Consider the following 18,352-nt stretch of genomic DNA (forward strand, 5'->3'; position numbering starts at 1 on the left):
AAATTTTTGCTTAAATGCAAAGGAGATATTCAAGTTAATGAGTATTCCGATTCAGGTTTCACCCGCGACGAATGATCTGACCCTATCCATGGATCAGACCTTCGCCGAAGTGGTGAAGGTAACTATCCCGAAATCTGGGGTAGTCCCGAAAGTGGATGCCTATTTTCTCGCCGACACAACGGGTAGCATGAATAATGCGATCGCGGCGGTCAAGAGCGGCATCCTCGATGCCATGACCAGAATCCAGAACCTAGGGGCAGATGTCTGGTTCGGGGTTGGCGACTACAAGGACTTTCCGGCTCCGGTTGCCGACGAACATCCTTACGGATTCGCCCACCAATGTAGCCTGAGCGCCGATATCGCCGTCGTCAAAGCCGCGATCGATGCCTGGACAACCTCCCCCGGTCAGGACACGCCAGAAGCTCAGTTTTATGGACTAGATCAAGTTGCCGAACCACCAGGCGGTAAGATCGGTTGGCGTGCAGATGCCAAGCGGATTATTGTTTGGTTTGGCGACGCCGCCGGTCACGACCCAGTCTGCAAAGAAATTTCCCACCTCTCCTACGACATCACCGAGGCATCAGTCACCGCTAAGCTGGTGGCAGAGAAGATCAAAGTGCTGGCGCTTTCCATGAACACCAACTATCGTGCTCCAGCCGGACTCGACGACGATCCAGTAAGATCCTCCAGCGCGTTTAGGTCTAGATGCGGAGATCCTGGTGGCACCCCTGGACAAGGGAGCCGAATCGCCAAGGCAACGGGTTGTAAGCTCGTCCAAGGTGTCAGTGCCGACACGATTGTGGAGACAATTACCACAGAATTGGCAGCACAGATCACCTCAATCGGCAACGTCAGTCTGGTAGCTAGCGGCGCCACTGCACCATTTGTCGTTGCGATCGCACCTAGCGATGGTTATGGTCCGCTGAGCAGAGATCAAGACCATGAACTTAGCTTTGACGTTGACTGGATTGGCACAGTAGAAGCCACCAGCCAAACTCAGGTCTTCAACGGCTCCCTTGATGTCGTCGTTGACGGCGAAATCCTTGGCGGCAAACCCGTCAAAATCACAGTTCCAAGTTCCGTTCCAGAACTACCCCCAATTGAACCCGAGGATGAAGATATGGTCACACGCCCAGATGATGTTTCCGGTACCTGGATGTTCATTCACCATGTGACAGGTACTTATTTACAAGCTGTAGGTTACAGTCCCAATGTCAACGATTATGTCCATACCTGGAACCTTGATCCTCCTAAGACTACAGCAGGATACCAAGGACACCTGTGGCTGCTGACCAAGCAGACCGATGGCACTTACTACATCCAATGCTGGGAGAAAGATGTCACCTTCAAGGAGCAGTTGTATCTCCAAGCCCCAGACAAACCGGGGAATGACGGTTATCCAAGGTTGCAACGGCGCAGCCAAACTGAATTGCAGACCTGGGTATTGGTTCCAGTCAGCGGAGATCCCGACACTTACGCCATCCAACCCAAGGCATACCCCGAATATGCCCTAGGTCTGATTGGCAATAATTGTCAAAACAGCATCGGTGTGGTTGCCAACCGCACCTGGGGAAAACCAACTTTTCATCACTATTGGCGACTGAGCAAGGATTACGTTGGTGGCAATTAAATCTGAGTACAGACAGCTATCTACCATGGCGGTAAGCTGATATAAACAATAGACATTTGCTGAAAAAGAATCTGAAACTTTGCTCCTGTCTAGGGAAAAGTCGGATTTCAGGAGATGTCTATTTTTTTTGCTTAATCTGTGCTTTTATATTAGTTTTTTGCGCCTATAGCTTGATCCTGTGGCAGAATTGAACAGGAGGATTACGAAGACAATTGGCTTTATTTGGCGTTGATTTTTATTTTAGTCCCGCTATTCCCAGAAAATTTATATTGTTAATTGTGGAGGATCTGAAACGATGATGCTTGAGTTGAGTTGGATTGGGCTACTGCTGATCACCGCTTACTTACTTGGCTCAATTCCGACTGGATATTTGGCTGGACGTCTGGTTAAAGGAATTGATATTCGGGAAATCGGTTCGGGATCGACGGGGGCTACCAATGTTTTGAGAAACCTGGGAAAAGGTCCGGCTTTCGTTGTTTTACTGATTGACGCGGCTAAAGGAGTTGGTGCTGTTGCTTTGGTGCATGGCTTCTTTTCCCTAACGGGAACATCCGTGATCCCAGATACCTGGAAACCTTGGTTGGTGGCTGTCGTCGCCTTGGTGGCGATGGTGGGTCACAGCAAATCAATTTGGATTAACTTTACAGGAGGAAAATCAGCCGCCACAGGGTTGGGCGTCTTATTGGCTATGTCTTGGTTTGTCGCGTTGAGTGTATTGGTAATCTTTATTGGGGTCGTCAGTTTCTCGCGGTTTGTCTCTCTGGGTTCTATTGCGGCTGCGATCGCGGTTGCTGTTTTGATGATTGTCTTAGCCCAACCTTTGCCTTACCAGATATTTGGGGTTATGGCGGGGCTATATGTTATATTACGACATCAAGCCAATATTCAGCGCCTACTCGCCGGTACTGAACCCCGGTTAGGACAATCTGTATCACCAGAAGTGATCAGCAGTTAAAACCTTGTTGGGATGAACCTCTCAGGTTAAACCTGATGTGAACTAGGATGGAGATAGTCAGTTTCTTTCCAAGTACAGTGAACCAGTACGATCCTAAACTTGCTCAGTTTAACCTATCAGGCGTGGGCTGTTGGCTCACCCTATTAGCCACATTTTTATTACTGGGAACAGTTGGCTTGGGCTGGCTGGTCAACGGATTCTTAATTCTGATTGGGTTAGCCATCCTAGCGCCAGTCATTGGCTGGGTTGGCTTTCGCTGGTGGTTACAGCGTAACCTGGTTGAGGATAAATGTCCCGTTTGCGCCTACGAGTTTACTGGGTTTAATCGTACCGAATGTCGCTGTCCCAACTGTGGCGAATTGTTGAAAGTCGAACAGGGTCAATTTAACCGCTTGACGCCGCCAGGTACGATTGATGTAGACGCCGTAGAGGTTTCAGTGAAGCAGCTTGAAGATTAAGCGAGTTGAAAGACCCATGGGTATCTCACTCCCTAGGAAAAAACTCCCATCGACTCCTGAAACCAACGCCAGTTCTGTTCTGGCAAGTTCCTTTCTCAAGCAATGACCGGAAATTTGGGTTCAGGCTTCCCGTCCTTCAAGGACGGCTTGGATTTCTGATGTACTTTTTCAGCACTTCAAGAGGGCATCCACCAACAGAAACCGCAAAGTAGCTAGGACTCCAAAGCTTGTTTTTGCTCTCGTTTGTGTATCCAGCTTGTCCATAACGGCGACTAGACACCCCATGCAAGCGCATTAATAATTTGGGATATCGATAACTTAGGGGGATACTCAATTAAAACATGAAATAGTTGTCTAATTTGGCAGACCAACATATAATAAATAGCACCATGAAAGCGAGACACAACTACCGAATCTATCCCACGCCAGGGCAACAGAAGTCGTTAGCCCGCTTGTTTGGTTGTGTCCGTGTGGTGTGGAATGATGCACTGGCGCTGTGTCGGCAGTCCCAGAAGTTTCCCAAAAATAGCGAACTGCAAAAGATTTGCATCACTCAGGCTAAGAAAACCGTTGAGCGAGAATGGTTGAGTGAAGTCTCAAACATCCCACTACAGCAGTCTATAGCTGATCTAGGTGTCGCCTTCTACAATTTCTTCCAATCCTGTAAGGGAAATAGGAAGGGCAAAAAAGTTAATCTACCCAAGTTTAAGTCTCGCTGTTCTAAGCAGACAGCAAGATTCACCAAAGGTGGATTTAAGGTTAAAAAATCCAAGGTTTACTTAGCTAAGATTGGCGACATCAAAACGAAATGGTCAAGACCCTTACCGTCAAAGCCTAGTTCAGTAACAGTTATCAAAGATTGTGCTAACCGCTATTTTCTCAGTTTTGTGGTTGAGGTAGAGCCGGAGATTAGACCGGCTAAAAACCCATCTATCGGGATTGATTTAGGGCTGAAAACTTTTGCCGCTTGCTCCAACGGCTTCATAATCAATAGTCCAGATTCCTGTCGCCTCTACCGTAAACTTAAACGCGCTCAGAGGCGGTTAGCCAAGCGTACAAAAGGCTCGAAGCGGCGTGATCGGATGCGACTCAAAGTCGCCAAGCTCAATGCCAAAATCCGGGATAAGCGCAAAGACTTTCTGCACAAGCTATCCACCCAAGTGGTCAACGAAAACCAAGTGATTGCTTTGGAGGATTTGAACGTTGGCGGTATGCTCAAAAACCGTAAGCTATCACGGGCAATTAGCCAAGCTGGATGGTATGAGTTCCGGTCGATGTGTAGCGCAAAAGCCGATAAGTATAACCGCGACTTCGCTGTTATCAGTCGATGGGAGCCAACCAGTCAATGCTGCTCTGAATGCGGTTATCGCTGGGGCAAACTCGACCTATCTGTAAGGACGGTTGTTTGCCTCAACTGCGGCGTAGAACACGACCGGGATGATAACGCATCGACAAATATAGAAAAAGTCGGGGTCGGGCAGATCCACGACTCTAAACGGACGGGGAGCGCTTGTAAGACCTCAGTTGAGGCAGTGTGTGGTGAGCCGTCAACCCACCGAGAGTACGAACAGTTATCACTCTTCGACTGGTAGGAATCATCGTCCTTGTAGGGCGGTGAGGATGTCAATACTACTGCCTAATTAAGAGGGTATAACTTTGCCCTCCAGCGCTATCAACGATATAGATACGGTAAGTGCCTTCTTCCCAATATCCAGGTGCTTCAACGGTTTGCCCTGGCGCAGAGGCTAGCACACATTGTCTAGCACTTGCCACAGGTTCACCGGCTGGATTCAATGGCTCAATGATCAGAGCCGATTGACCTGCGCTTTGTACGCTGAACTTTAGAGAACCGAAGTCTTGTTCCAATGTGATTGTATACTGCGGTTGTACATTACCCACTTGGCAATTGTTCCCTTGAACGGAAGTGCCTTGGAGTTCCAGGGCATTAAATCCTGGCGCTAATCTTTGCACAGTCTGACTATGTAGCAACCCGGCGTTCGCTAACAGCATCGCCAATGTGGTTGGCAGAATCATCCACTGTTTTAGTCGTTTCATTATCTTAGGCTCCACTATGGTTTGAGTTATTCTCAAACTCATCGTCTTAAATTAATAGACCGTCTGAAACCAACTCTGTTCCTGTTTGTCAAGTGTCACGCATTTGTCATTAGACAAAACTCTTTCATCCCTCGCCCCGAAGAATTGCCCAAAACCTTGCCTCAACCTCTAGAATCAAAAAATATAACCTTTTTCTATAACCTAATTCTCTTGGCAGATGGAACCAAATCGAGACGAGGACCAATCCACGCCCGTGGGCAATCCCTTTCAACCGCCTTTCTATAACACTTATCCGATGAAAAGACGGTTCAATCAAATCACTGCTTGGTTTAACAACCTGCCTAGCGTTGGTAAAGTTATTGTGGTGATTGTCGGCGGGAGCCTGGGTTTATCCCTACTCAAGAGCGTTTTCCAACTGATTACGTCACTGATTAGCCTTGCCCTATTGGGAATAATCCTCTACGTAGTGTATAAATTTTTCATTACCCCTAAGTCTCCCCAATAATTACCCACCCTTTATCCGCGTCGCGTGAGAGTTGAATAATATGACTAGCCCTACCATAAAACAAGTCAATAATCAAGCGGTTAGTCGATCATTTTCACTGCGACTAAACCGGGCGTTTCCGATGATGACCCGGCGGTTGGCAGCCGTGGTTCTGGAAGTCTCATTAGTGGCGGCGAGTGCGGTCATTCCGTACAGTATCGGCGAGTATGCCAAAGACCATTCCTCGGCTGAACCCGTTCCCATAAACCCTGTGGTTGCGGCTACAGAAGAGGCGATCGCGAAAACTCTAGCATATCCACGAGCGCGGTTAAATCGCCAGGTTGCTCCCTTAACCAATTTGTTCTGGTGTGGGGCAATTGTTATGCCTGTCGTTGTCGTCAGTTGGCAGCTTTATCGATTGGGGAAAACCGGGCAAACCACGCCAAAACAGTGGTTAAAGCTGCGGGTGGTGACACCGATGGGAACACCACCGGGATTGATTCGGGCAGTTTGGCGCGAGGCAGTCGGACGGTGGGGATTGCCCCTGGGTACAGCCTATCTGCTTTGGCGTTATACGGGCGCATTTCCCGACTTTGGCATCTTATTAGGACTCGCGGGAGTCATGCTGCTCGTGGAACATGGCAGTGGTTGGATTCACTCACGACGCCGCACTTTACACGATCGCATGGCAGGAACTTATGTGGTGAATGCGTCTCAGGGATTGGAATCTGGGTCATTTAACGGCTGGCGTTCGCCCAGTCGGGATCACTCGGTTACCCTAGAATTTAACAACGGCTGGCATCAACATAGCGAAGCATCAACCAATGATCAGCCCACTCATCCCTCCGTAACCACCATCGTCCTCACCTCCCAATCCCCATCCCGACGAGTTCCCAATCTGTGGTGGTGGATGCGCCGCCATCCAGGAGCAACCTTGCTGATTCTCTCGTTTGCGGGAATGGCATCGGTTTTGGGTACCTTTGTCGGGACTCAGGTGTATATTCAACGTCAGGCAAATTGGCGAGAATTTAACCAGCAGAATAACCAGGTATTTCTGGCGCTGGTTAAGCAGTTGAGTTCTACCTCAGCCACGGCTTTAGAAGAACGACAGGCGGCAATTTTGGCGCTGGCAAGGCTGGATGATCCCCGTGCTGTGCCATTTCTGGTGGATTTATTGGGGCAGGAAAAAACGCCGAGCCTAATTGATACCCTCCAGCAAGCGTTGGTGAGTAAAGGTGCTGAAGCCCTACCGCCTCTACAACGGTTGAATCAGGCGCTACAAAATGATCGAGATACATTAGCCCTTCGGGGAACGCCGGGAGAGCAGCAGTTAGTTGCATTACGACAACGAGCAACCAATCGCGCGATCGCGAAAATTCTCACCATTTACAGCAGTGATCTGCACGACGCGGATTTGAGTCGCACTGACTTGAGTCAAATGGACACCCTTTCTGTTCAATTTACCTTAGTTTTAGATAACCTCGACCTAGCCGGAATTAATTTCCGTTCCGCCACATTAACTGGGGCGAGTTTCCAGAATAGCCGTTTTTATGGAGCGGGTGCGGATCAGCGCTGGGGTACATTTGATGATTGGATTGCGGATTTGAGTGGGGCTGAACTCAAGGAAGCGGATTTAACCGGGGCAAATTTAAACAATGTTCTGATGGCTCGCACGAATTTGATCCGGGCAATTCTAAATCGGGCAAATTTAGCTGATAGCTATCTCATTGGTGCGAACTTCAGCAGCGCTCAACTGATTGGGGCTGATTTAAGGCGAGCGGTATTAGAAAATGCTAGCTTTACCGGGGCGAATTTAGGGGAGGTAAAGGCGTCTGTTGTGAATTTACATGGGGGGAGTCTTGGTCAAGTGAGTGCTGTTGGTGGAGATTTCAGCTTTGCGGATTTGAGCCAATCGAATTGGCAAGGGGCTGATTTATCGGGAGCAAATTTCAGTCATGCTAAGTTACAGGATGCTGATTTGAGTTCTACGAAATTGGTTCAGGCAAATTTGAATCAGGCTCAATTGCAAAATGCCAAGCTACAGAATGCCAATTTGAGTGCGGTGGATTTACGCGGGGCGAATATTACGGGAACGGATTTCCTGGGGGCGATGTTTGCCACAGCGACACCGATTAAGTCGGATCAGTTTATCACACAACCTCCAGCAACAACGTCGGGGGCGCAAGTGCAGGGGGTGAATTTTGCCCGGGCTAAAAATTTAGATACCAATCAATTGCAATATATCTGTAGTAATGGGGGGCGTCATCCCGAATGTCCATGATTTGTCATTAGTCAAGGGTATTAACAACCTGTAGGGGCGACCCGCTTGCATCAATTAACAATACTAGAAATAGGGCGGGTTTACATAAGTTACCCGTTTTTGCTGACATGTTATCGGTAAAACCCGCCCCTACAGACTATTGGGTCGCCCTTTCCTAAAATTTTGATGCCAAAGGCTGTTTATTAGGGGTGAGGCGGGTAATAAAAAACAGTGAGATTGTATTACGATAAATCCATTTAAATCAGGGCAAAGATGAGAATTGAGGAGTGACTAAGATGAGCGAATATGATTCGCCATGGAAGGAAAGTATTTCGCTATATTTTCGGGAGTTTTTGAATTTTTTCTATCCACAGATAGAAGAGGACATTGATTGGGAACGAGGGTTTGAATTTTTAGACACTGAACTACAACAGATCAAGCGAGAGACGGAAACGGGTAGGAGAGATGCGGATAAGTTGGTGAAAGTCTGGCGTTGTAGCGGGGAGGAGCAATGGGTTCTTGTCCATGTGGAGGTGCAATCACAGCTCTAGCGTGAGTTTAGTGAGCGGATGTACTTGTACCACAGCCGGATTTTCGATAGGTATCGTCGCAGTGTGGTGAGTTTGGGGATACTCGGCGACGAGCAACCGGGTTGGCGCCCCAGTCGGTATGAGCGTGAATTGTGGGGTTGTCGGGCAATACTGGAATTTCCAGTGGTGAAACTGCTAGATTACAGTATGGATGAGCTTGCGAGTAGTCAAAACCCATTGGCGGCGATAGTACAAGCGCACCTTTGTGCCCAAGTTGCAGGGAAAGATGTTGGGGTTGGATATGAAAGCAAGCTTTCTCTGATTAAGAGTTTATATGAGCGGGGGTATGGGCGAGAAGATGTCGTTCAATTATTTCGATTAATCGATTGGTTTATTGCCCTACCGAAGAAAGAAGAGGATCGATTGTGGCAAGAAATACAAACGTTAGAAGAGGAGAGGAAAATGCCTTATATTACCAGCGTTGAGCGAATCGGAATCAGGAAGGGACAACAAGGAGCTATTATTCGTATTCTTGAAGTTCGGTTTGAAAATATTCCGCAGGAATTGAGGGAATTAATTGGGAAGATAGAGGATCTTGAGGTGCTAGGGACTCTTCTGGTTCAGGCGGTGACAACTCAATCCTTAGAGGCATTTGGATCTGTGGCAAATCAATATGTTACGGAGTCGGAAGTGGAGAACACAGAGTAATCCCGTTTTTGCCGAGGCGACTGGAAGTCACGGCTACACAAACAAAGTCCGCCTACGCGGACTAAATAATATCAGTATGAACTGTCTGCTTGGGCATCGCGCTCAATTATCATAATCAAATTAATTCAAATTTGTAATAACTTTTGCCACTGATTCTGCTTGTTCAGGATATAGTCGTGCTATTAATCCGCACATTTGATAGGCAGTTTCAACATTGTAAGCGCAGGGGATTAATAAGCATTTAAAGTTCTTTTTGTCTTTGAGTTGGACAAGAATAGCAGCAATGTGGCATAAGAGTTGATTGCGATTAGTCAAAACTTTTTCGGCTGTGTGAAATGCCTGTTCAACTTGTCCTGCCATTGCCTGGAGCTGGGCAACCATCCAAAGTGTGTTCAGTTGTTTTTGTTCATTCTTAAGATTGTCTTTACTCTGAAGAGCCGCCCTGAGAGTTATGGAAAGTTCCCCTTTTTCTCCTTTCTTAAACTGAATCCATGCAATCTCTGAAAGTGCTATCATCCGCTCTAATTCATCTTCAATTTCGTCTGTAATTTTCAGAGCCGTGGGAATTTCTCCTGCCTCAGCGTAGGTTGCTGCTATTGTGGATAAATCCTTCTGTGCTGTTAGTATTACTGTCGTCGATTTGTTCTTATTACGTTCCCGACTGGCTTGTTCTTGTGCAGCCTCATAGAGTTCGGTAAGGGTAGCTAATGCTGCTTCCTTATCTCCTACTTCTAATCGTGCCACCGCTATAGTACACAGAACTTTTACCTTATTCCAGTCGCAAAAAAAAGATGGTGCATTTTCAAAGAATTTATAGGCGTTGGTGAGGATTGTCTTCCATTTCTCTCTCTGCTGTTCATCTTTCTCTATATGTAATTGCGCTATAACTCTTAGAGCCTCAGCTTTCTCAGTTGCGAATCTTGGCATTTTAAGCATTCTTAAACTTTCAAAGGCGGCGTCTAAATCATCGGCTCTTCCTTGTACTTGTGCTATTAGTGTCAAAATTTCTGTTCGTTTGTCTTCTCGATTATTACTAATATCTTGTGCTATGTCAAAAGCATTTTTTAAGATAGCCTTTGCCTCTTTTAAATTGCCTGTTTTTACCAGAGTATTTGCTGTTAATGCCAATATCATCGATTTTTGCGTTGGCTCAGCAATAGTTTGTACCACATTGCGAGAAATTATAACATTATCTAATCCTAGTTTAATTTGTTCATTTTTTATCTGCAACTCTGCCACTTCTAATATTGTTTTTACTTTTATCAATAAAGGTTCATGTATTTTATGTGGTTCACTAATTACAGTCGCAAAAGTAGATCTTGCAATTTCATTTTGACCAGCTTTTACCTGCATTTGGGCTATTTCCCCCAGAGTTTCCTCCCACCTCTGTGTAATATCAAATTTCTCTGTGCCAGAGTCTTGAATTGTCCATCGACGCCATTGACTCTTCATTTTTTTAGTAATCTTTAAGGCAGCATCAAAGTTTTTTGCCTTTGCATACGCCTTGGCTATTTCTGCTAAAGCTTCTTGCTGTTCACTGGCATCCTTAATTCTCTTCTGATTTGTCTCAGCCGCAGAGAAATTCCCCGCCTCTGCCTGGGCTTTGACTATTCCTAGCAGCGCCTTACTCTGCTCTGATTCATTACCGATTTGTTCAAGAGTCTTGATTGCATCATCGGTAAATGGTTTGGCTTTGGCTTGGGCTATGGCAATTATTTTGAGAGCCTGTGCCTTGCTTCTTAGCTCTTCAATTCTACTTGCGCTGGCAAAGGCACCATGAAAATCCTCTACCTCTGCCTGTTTTTTCAATATTTCTACTAGAGCCTTAACTCGCTCTGATTCAGGCTCTATCTTTTCAACCGTCTCAATTGCTTCTTTAAATTTCCTTACATCAGCTTGTTCCCAGGCTATATACAGCAGTGCATCGGCTTGATTTTTTAAACCCTGGATTCTTTTGTCAATCTTTTTAGCTGTTTCACAGGCATCAGCAAACTCTCTTACATCAGCTTGCACTTTTACTATCTGGAACAGAGCAAATACTTGGTTATCTTTGTCTTGAATACCAAGCGCCATTTCTACAGCACTAGCAAATATGACTTTTGCTTTGTCTGCGTTTCCTATTTTTGCTTCCACTTCTGCTGTAGTTCTCAAAATCTTCGCTTTCAAAGACTTTTCTAGATTCCACGTCGGATCAATTCTTTGAAGGGTATCGAGAGCTTCCGGAAACATACCTGCTTCTTTCTGCTTATCCGCTATTCCCATAAAAGCCGACACCTGAGAGTCCTGATCGGGAATTTTATTGGCTATTTCAAGAACATGGGCAAAAGTTGTTTGGGCTGCCTCTCTGTCTCCTAGTTCCTCTATTTGCGCTTGTGCTATAGTTGCTTGCAAATACACACAAGATGATATTTTTAGAGCAGGATTTTGTGTAATCTCCATGGCTTGAATCAAGGTAGCTTGTGCTGCTTTTCTATCCCCTTGCTCTGCCTGGGCTTTTGCTATCCTTTGAAGCTCCCACACTTGTTTTGGCTCGGAGCTAATCCCCTGCACAATTTTAAGGGCAACGGAAAATTTTCCGAGATTGCTAAGAATTGTGAGCAGGTAAGGGCGATTATACAAAAGCTTTTGCGCTAGAACAGTACAGGTATCCTCACTTACCTCAAAAATTTGCGAGAGGAAGTATGTGGCATAACTGTCTTGCCAATCCCGATTAGTTGAAAAACGCGGCAAATCCTTCTTTTGCAACTTCTTTAACGTTTCTCGGGCATCATTGAATCTGTCCTCATCCTTTAACTCCCAAGCTAATAGTAAATACCATAGGATACAACGCTCAATCTCATACTGATCTGCCAGTACCCATGCTCTTTGTAGACTACCTTTCCGCAACGCCTCCAGAGGTGATTCTTGTGCGGTTATTTGCATCAGTCGCTGTGCGTGTAGCAGTAGAAACTCTGCCATCCCACCCGCATCATCCTGATCAGCAGCACCCAATAAAGCAGTCTGTACTGTCTTCAAAGGCAAATCAGGCTCATCAGGTAACTGTTCGCCTTGGGTAGCCGCAAAGTCAGGATTCCGCGCGATCGCATACAATTCTTCCCACCGTTTTTCCTCCCGTAAATGTTCTACATAATGCCGCAAGGCGTAATGACTTTTGTGTTCTTGCCAACGGCTACAATAGTCAATCAAATCCTGCAAAGCATCCTCAGCCTCATCACCTAAATGTGCAGCAAACGTTGTTCCCAGTAATGGGTGAGCAAAAGCATAAACATTGTCTGCTGTAATTCTCATCCAGCGCGTTACCTGCCAACATAAATGCATCTGCCGTAATTGGCGATCGCGCATTTTTGTCACGGCTTTAATATCCTCTTTGGTTAGTGTGCCTTTCGCTACTGCCAATAGTGCAAAAAACTGCCACCGTTCGTCTGGTAAGTCGAGTTTATCTAAGCGTTTTATCTGTTGCTGCACATACTCCTCAAAACTCTTAGGTGTCTGTGCCAATAATTCCTGCATATCCTGTCTCTTTTTTGGCGCATGATGAAGTAATTCATCAATCAGGCAGCTCAGGTAAAGTGGAAAGCCTTGAGTGATTTTATCGAGTTGATCAACTAAGCTTGTATCGTCTGCAAATCCTGCCAATTCACCATTTCCCGCTTCTCGTAGCCACTGCGCGATCGCACTCTTAGACAAACGCTCAAGATGTAGCGGTTCGCAGTTATCTGTCCAGCCTTCTAAGTATTTTTGATCTTGTCCTTTTTCTGCTCTCGCTGAAGCGATTACAAATACATTTTCTGGCAAATGATTGGGAAAAGGAGGAAGAAAAGTTTCCCCGGCTTCATCTAAGCCATCGATCACAATAATCAAATGCTTTTCTGTTCGTCTCCCTGCTCTTAAGCAGTTATAGAGCATTGTACGTAAGTCATCTTTATTGTTAGATGACTGATCATAAGCAAACTCATTATCAGCATCAAGTTGTCGGATTAGATTCCGATAAGCACTTTCGACAGAGCGAGTTCTATCATTGAAAAAATGGTAAGCAATATCACAATCTTTGTTCTGCCATTCTTTGACCCAATTAGCCAGCAGTGCCGTTTTACCAAAACCTGCGGGAGCCTTTACCAGGAATAATCCGCTGAAGTTTTCCTGCAAAAATCTGTCTAATTTATGGCGTTCTTCCTCGCGCCCCACGAATAACTGGGTGTATTCGCTGATAGTTTGCTCAACCTTATCCACAACCTCCCATTCAATCGGTTTTCTCCCTTCGCCAAAGTTTGCTTCTAAAATGGCTTCAATTCGTCGGACTTGATTAACTTGGAGGTTAGCAACAGCGTTGAGGATATCTCGGTAATCCCAAATATCTTTGTCTTTGTCAAAGGTAAACTTATTTTGAATGATTTCATCATAGCCACTGCCAGAATAAGACTGCTGCTTTTCGGTTAGTATATAAATAATCAGCCTGTCATACGTCTCATATAACTTGTAATTAACAAACTTCAGAAGTGTCTTTTTAATCTTCTCACTGTTGGATGTTGAGGTAATTTGAAACGCCACTCTTGCCGTCTTATCTCCCAAATCTATTCCTGGGTAGTTATTCCCTTCTGTATCATTCAGATTTTGGAGATTGGTATAACCGTATACTTCAGAGAATAGAGGAATTAGTATCGTTTCCGCTACTTTATTAATATCTGTTCGTGTCATCGCTATAGCACCCTTAACCTGAGTGACAAAGCGAGACATCAAGGTATTGATTCGGTTTTGCGATCGCAACAGTTCCATAGACTCGATTGAGCAGGCGATATTCCTCTATTTCTAACACATAGTCTACAGCTACTGAGACTAACTCGTTTTAACTCAACTCTCCTGCAAATCTATAATAAAGGGCGGGTTTTGTTGATAGTTTCTTGGTAGATACCAAAATTAAGCGGCTAAACCCGCCCCGACAATGGCAAATGATAAAACTTTAAATAGCAACCTTTCTCAAACAGTTTGATGACATTGATTAACTGGAATGGTACTGACTGGTATGTTGGTGGGCGATGCCCACCCTACGGTATATAAATGGTTTCGGCGATATAAAAATGCACGCTTTTCAATTCCATTCGGATTAACCGTAGGGGCGCACGCTCCGTCATGCGTGTCAACTTAAGCCACAACCCTTGCCAATTATTGGTTCGAGCAGTTCGATACAAACTGGGGCGTGTTGCTTGCTCCCTCTGCTTCCCCTGCTCCCTCTGCTCCCTCTGCTCCCCCTGCTTTTGGCGCTTAAGTTGACACCAATGACGCTCCGTGCGCCCTTTGTTTACACTCCTGAAGCGTTTGTTGTGGCAATGTGAAGTTGATGGCGAAGACAGCGCAACTACAAACCCCTAAGTAGCTTCTAACACGCCAGATTCGTTACAGTGTCTCTTAAGACAACCACAGCAATTGAACCCGTAAACTCAAATGGTAACAGCAACAACTTCTTCAGTATCTCAAGCACTACCCCCCTTAATTCCCCGCGAAACCCTATTCGGGAACCCCGATCGCACCCGCCCTCAGCTATCCCCCGATGGTAAGTATTTGGCTTATGTCGCCCCGGATGAGAAGAATGTGTTGCAAGTCTGGTTGCGAACCGTGGGAAAAGATGATGATCAGCAGCTAACGGCGGATCAAAAGCGGGGGATTCGACTGTATGTCTGGACGTATAATCCTAACCAACTTATTTATCTGCAAGATTCAGACGGCGATGAAAACTTTCACCTCTACTTGGTGAATGTCCAATCTAAGTTAGTGCGCGATTTGACCCCCTTCCAAGGCGTGAAAGCCCAACCCATTGACCTTGATCCAGAATTTCCTGATCAAATCTTGGTGGGAATGAATCTCCACGATCGCCAAAAATTTGATGTGTATCGGGTTAATCTAAATAATGGGGCAGTGGAATTTGATACCGATAACCCCGGTAATATCGTCAGTTGGGTAGCTGATGCTCAATTCCAGATTCGGGGCGCGATCGCAGCTACGCCAGATGGGGGTTCCGATCTTTTATTTCGTGAGACTCCCGATAAATCCTGGGAACAACTACGCCACTGGGGACCCGATGATGAAGGATCTGCCGTAACCTTTTCTCAGGATGGCAAAACCCTGTATATTACTGGATCTCACGATGCTAATGCTCAACGTTTAATTGCTTTAGATTTAGCCTCCCGCCAAGAAACGGTAATGGCGGCTGATGAGCAGTATGATATTGGGGGTGTGGTTATCCATCCGACTCAGCGCCGAATTCAGGCAGTGTCATTCTACAAGGATAAAGTGGAATGGCAAGTTCTCGATGAAAGTATTGCCGATGATTTTAACGCGATCGCGCAAATCCGAGAGGGTGAATTCGCTATCACCAATCGCACGTTAGCTGATGATACTTGGTTGGTTGGCTACACTACAGATAATGGTCCGGTTTATTACTATGTTTATCACCGTGACTCTAAATCCCACTCCTTGCTGTTTAGCAATCAACCCGAATTGGAAACGTTGCAACTCGCCTCAATGGAACCCATTTCCTACCAAGCGCGAGATGGCTTAACCATTCACGGCTATCTCACCACACCTGTTGGAATTGAGGCGAAAAATTTACCTACAGTGCTTTTGGTTCACGGTGGACCTTGGGCGCGAGATACTTGGGGCTATAGTCCAACGGTGCAATGGTTGGCAAATCGGGGTTATGCGGTGCTGCAAGTCAATTTCCGAGGATCTACAGGCTATGGGAAAGCGTTCCTAAATGCCGGGAATCGTGAATGGGCGGCAAAAATGCATGATGATTTAATTGATGCCGTTAATTGGATTGTAGACCAAGGGATTGCTGATCGGAATAAGGTGGCAATTATGGGCGGGTCTTATGGCGGATATGCCACATTGGTGGGATTAGCTTTTACTCCAGAGGTATTTGCAGCGGGCGTGGATATTGTGGGTCCGAGTAATTTAGTTACTTTAATGCAAAGTATTCCCCCCTACTGGGCACCAATGAAAGCTATGTTTGCCCATCGCTTGGGGGATTTGGAGACTGAGGAGGAGTTTCTTAAGGCGCGATCGCCTTTGTTTTTTATTGACCGGATTCAGAAGCCGTTACTGATTGGTCAAGGGGCGAATGATCCACGGGTGAAAGAAGCCGAAAGTGAACAAATTGTTGAGGCGATGCGAAAGGCAAATAAACCGGTTGAATATGCTCTTTATACAGACGAAGGACATGGATTTGCTCGTCCAGAGAATCGGCTGCATTTTTTCGCGATCGCAGAAGAGTTTCTCAGTAAGTATATAGGGGGACGGTTTGAACCGATTGGCGAAATTAAGGGTCATTCGGGGGTTGTTAGTTAAATCTAAAGGTAGGGGCGCAAGCCTTGCGCCCTTTTCGGTTAAATCGGTTATGGAATGATGTTTTTTTAACGCAGAGGAACGCAGAGGTTTCCGCAGAGGAACGCAGAGGGATTGGGCGGATTGGAATGAAGATTTTATGAAATTGGAGGAATAACTGGCAAGGATGGTCGTAGTCACAGTATTTATTGAATACTCCATTTAATAACAGACGTAGCATGGCATGTCTCTATAAAATCAGATGCAGGATTCTTGTAATTACTATCAAATTCTGGGCGTTTCTTCCACCGCAACCGTAGAGGAGATCAAAAAAGCTTATCGTCGTCTCGTTCGTCGATACCATCCAGACTTGCATCCTGATAATCCAGACGCCACAGATCGATTTAAAGTGATTTGTGAGGCGTATCAGGTGCTTTCGGATGGGGTAAAGCGGCGTCAGTATGACGAAGAGGTTCAACCTCAGCCAAATCAGTCTAAAACTGAGTCAATGACGGCTCAAGATTTCTATGTGCGTGCGGTTAGTAAGGCGTTGGCTAAAAATTATCAGGGGGCGGTTGAAGATTGTAATCAAGCGATTTCCTTAAATCCTCGCTTTGTGGAAGCTTACGTGGAACGGGGCGCAGGGTGTTATAAACTGGGTAATGCTAGGGAAACGCTGCAAGATTGTAATCGAGCGTTAAGGATTAATCCTCAGTTTGCCCCAGCTTATTACTACCAGGGGAGAGCGCGTTATCGACTGGGATATACTCAAGCGGCGATTGATGCTTATACTCAAGCGATCGCATATAATCAAACTCATGCTAAAGCTTATTATCAGCGAGGTTTAGCCCATAAAGATTTAAAAGAATTGGAAAGCGCGATCGCGGATTTGAAACAAGCGGCACAATTGTTGCGTGAACAAGGGGATAAAACGGGATATCAGTTAGTTCAAGAAACGTTGCGAACGCTGAAGCAGACGCCAGGAAAACGGGGAGTTTTCACTAAAGGAAATCCCCTCGCTTATCTGATGGGGCTACTGGGGGACACGTTTTTTACAATCAAGTCCTTTTTACTCAATCCTATGGGGGGACTATTGCCCAGTTTTGCCCGTCTCGATTCGCAACGAGCCATGGTGGTAGGATTACTATTGGCGGCGATTTTTGATGCTTGTTTTGTCTGGGGTATTTATACGGGCTGGCGTGATGTGGTTTCTGTCTCCCTGGTTCCGTTAATCGGCGTGGGGATGATCCCGTTTATCATCCTAGCGGCGATGAGTGCGATCGCTCGGTTAATTCGGCGTCATCCCGGTAGTTTGGCGGGGGATAGTTTCCTCGCTGGGGCGACACTAACACCCTTAAGTATTTTAGCGATCGCCAATGGTATTTCGTCTTATATGCCTAGTCAACTTATGGTGATTATTACCGTATTCACAGCCTGCTACACGGTTCTGACGCTTTATAGTGGTTGCACGCAAATCGCGAATTTATCGGAAAAGACAGCCGCCCTAGTTGTTCCGGTGATGGTTCTAGTCAGTGGCTGGATTTCCTATTGGGCTTTTACGGCGATGCTGGGAATGGCGTCTTTTTGAGGATGGGATCAGGAAAGTTTTTGTTAATTTACAGTCTACCTCAGCTAAATAGGCGAGGAGCCTCACGTCATAATTTTCAATTTTACGCTCTGCCGAATCGCCATAATATAATGGTGTACAAGGGTTTCCTGGGATTTCAGTTTGGGTTATATGAAAAGATGATGAAGCCAACTTGATCCGCTTGCTTTGCCTAGCTGATAACTCTACCCTAGAAAACAGAACAGTTGTAAGCAACCCCGGTCTAAAGACACGGAGCTTTAGCCAAATAAGTTAAAGCTGTGCTTACCAGCCTAAGTGCTAAGCGCACTACGTTATCGGCAAGTGTTAAAGACCTACCTGCGGATGCGATAGCCAGTTTGCTGCTCTA

General features: G+C 46.0%; 12 protein-coding genes and 1 pseudogene. 10 read left to right on the forward strand and 3 right to left on the reverse strand.

Features of this window, described 5'->3' with window-relative positions:
• Window positions 1–37: 37 nt before the first annotated feature.
• From RIM23_RS08600 to RIM23_RS08610, 3 genes are all read left to right on the forward strand, one after another.
• Window positions 38–1,630, forward strand: a complete 1,593-nt coding sequence (locus RIM23_RS08600) for a hypothetical protein (protein WP_446366223.1) — start codon at window positions 38–40, stop codon at window positions 1,628–1,630.
• Between the two features lie 295 nt (window positions 1,631–1,925).
• Window positions 1,926–2,585 carry a glycerol-3-phosphate 1-O-acyltransferase PlsY gene (plsY, locus tag RIM23_RS08605; RefSeq protein WP_446366225.1) on the forward strand — a complete coding sequence of 220 codons (660 nt, stop codon included), beginning with the start codon at window positions 1,926–1,928 and terminating at the stop codon, window positions 2,583–2,585.
• Between the two features lie 77 nt (window positions 2,586–2,662).
• Window positions 2,663–3,043 (forward strand): hypothetical protein, encoded by a 381-nt coding sequence (locus tag RIM23_RS08610; RefSeq protein ID WP_446338696.1) that lies wholly within the window; start codon window positions 2,663–2,665, stop codon window positions 3,041–3,043.
• A 136-nt stretch (window positions 3,044–3,179) separates the two neighbouring features.
• On the opposite strand, the pseudogene tnpA reads toward RIM23_RS08610, so the two are convergent.
• Window positions 3,180–3,387: pseudogene (gene tnpA, locus RIM23_RS08615) on the reverse strand (IS200/IS605 family transposase); the annotation flags it as partial.
• A 45-nt stretch (window positions 3,388–3,432) separates the two neighbouring features.
• On the opposite strand from tnpA, the gene RIM23_RS08620 reads away from it, so the two are divergent.
• The gene (locus RIM23_RS08620) at window positions 3,433–4,635 is read left to right on the forward strand and encodes an RNA-guided endonuclease InsQ/TnpB family protein (RefSeq protein WP_446355226.1); all 1,203 of its coding nucleotides are present in this window, start codon (window positions 3,433–3,435) and stop codon (window positions 4,633–4,635) included.
• 37 nt (window positions 4,636–4,672) lie between these two features.
• Here the strand turns inward: RIM23_RS08620 and RIM23_RS08625 are convergent, their stop codons facing one another.
• A complete protein-coding gene (locus RIM23_RS08625) occupies window positions 4,673–5,098 on the reverse strand; it encodes a hypothetical protein (protein ID WP_446355228.1) in 426 nt (141 codons plus the stop codon).
• A 253-nt stretch (window positions 5,099–5,351) separates the two neighbouring features.
• Between RIM23_RS08625 and RIM23_RS08630 the strand changes: the two genes are divergently transcribed.
• The 4 genes from RIM23_RS08630 to RIM23_RS08645 all read left to right on the forward strand — a co-directional run bounded on the left by RIM23_RS08630 (window position 5,352) and on the right by RIM23_RS08645 (window position 9,080).
• Window positions 5,352–5,603 (forward strand): hypothetical protein, encoded by a 252-nt coding sequence (locus RIM23_RS08630; protein WP_446366227.1) that lies wholly within the window; start codon window positions 5,352–5,354, stop codon window positions 5,601–5,603.
• A 40-nt stretch (window positions 5,604–5,643) separates the two neighbouring features.
• Window positions 5,644–7,863, forward strand: coding sequence for a pentapeptide repeat-containing protein (locus RIM23_RS08635; protein WP_446366229.1), 2,220 nt, complete (start codon window positions 5,644–5,646; stop codon window positions 7,861–7,863).
• A gap of 275 nt (window positions 7,864–8,138) precedes the next feature.
• A complete protein-coding gene (locus tag RIM23_RS08640; RefSeq protein ID WP_446366231.1) occupies window positions 8,139–8,393 on the forward strand; it encodes a hypothetical protein in 255 nt (84 codons plus the stop codon).
• 18 nt (window positions 8,394–8,411) lie between these two features.
• Window positions 8,412–9,080 (forward strand): hypothetical protein, encoded by a 669-nt coding sequence (locus RIM23_RS08645; protein ID WP_446366233.1) that lies wholly within the window; start codon window positions 8,412–8,414, stop codon window positions 9,078–9,080.
• 120 nt (window positions 9,081–9,200) lie between these two features.
• Here the strand turns inward: RIM23_RS08645 and RIM23_RS08650 are convergent, their stop codons facing one another.
• Window positions 9,201–13,853 carry an SMEK domain-containing protein gene (locus RIM23_RS08650; RefSeq protein WP_446366235.1) on the reverse strand — a complete coding sequence of 1,551 codons (4,653 nt, stop codon included), beginning with the start codon at window positions 13,851–13,853 and terminating at the stop codon, window positions 9,201–9,203.
• A 666-nt stretch (window positions 13,854–14,519) separates the two neighbouring features.
• Between RIM23_RS08650 and RIM23_RS08655 the strand changes: the two genes are divergently transcribed.
• Together RIM23_RS08655 and RIM23_RS08660 are read left to right on the forward strand one after the other, a co-directional pair.
• Entirely contained in the window at window positions 14,520–16,421 is a 1,902-nt protein-coding gene (locus tag RIM23_RS08655) for a S9 family peptidase (RefSeq protein ID WP_446366237.1), read from the forward strand.
• Between the two features lie 238 nt (window positions 16,422–16,659).
• Window positions 16,660–17,985, forward strand: a complete 1,326-nt coding sequence (locus tag RIM23_RS08660) for a DnaJ domain-containing protein (protein ID WP_446366239.1) — start codon at window positions 16,660–16,662, stop codon at window positions 17,983–17,985.
• Window positions 17,986–18,352: the final 367 nt, after the last annotated feature.

The organism is Coleofasciculus sp. G3-WIS-01, assembly GCF_040223135.1.
GTDB lineage: Bacteria > Cyanobacteriota > Cyanobacteriia > Cyanobacteriales > Coleofasciculaceae > Coleofasciculus.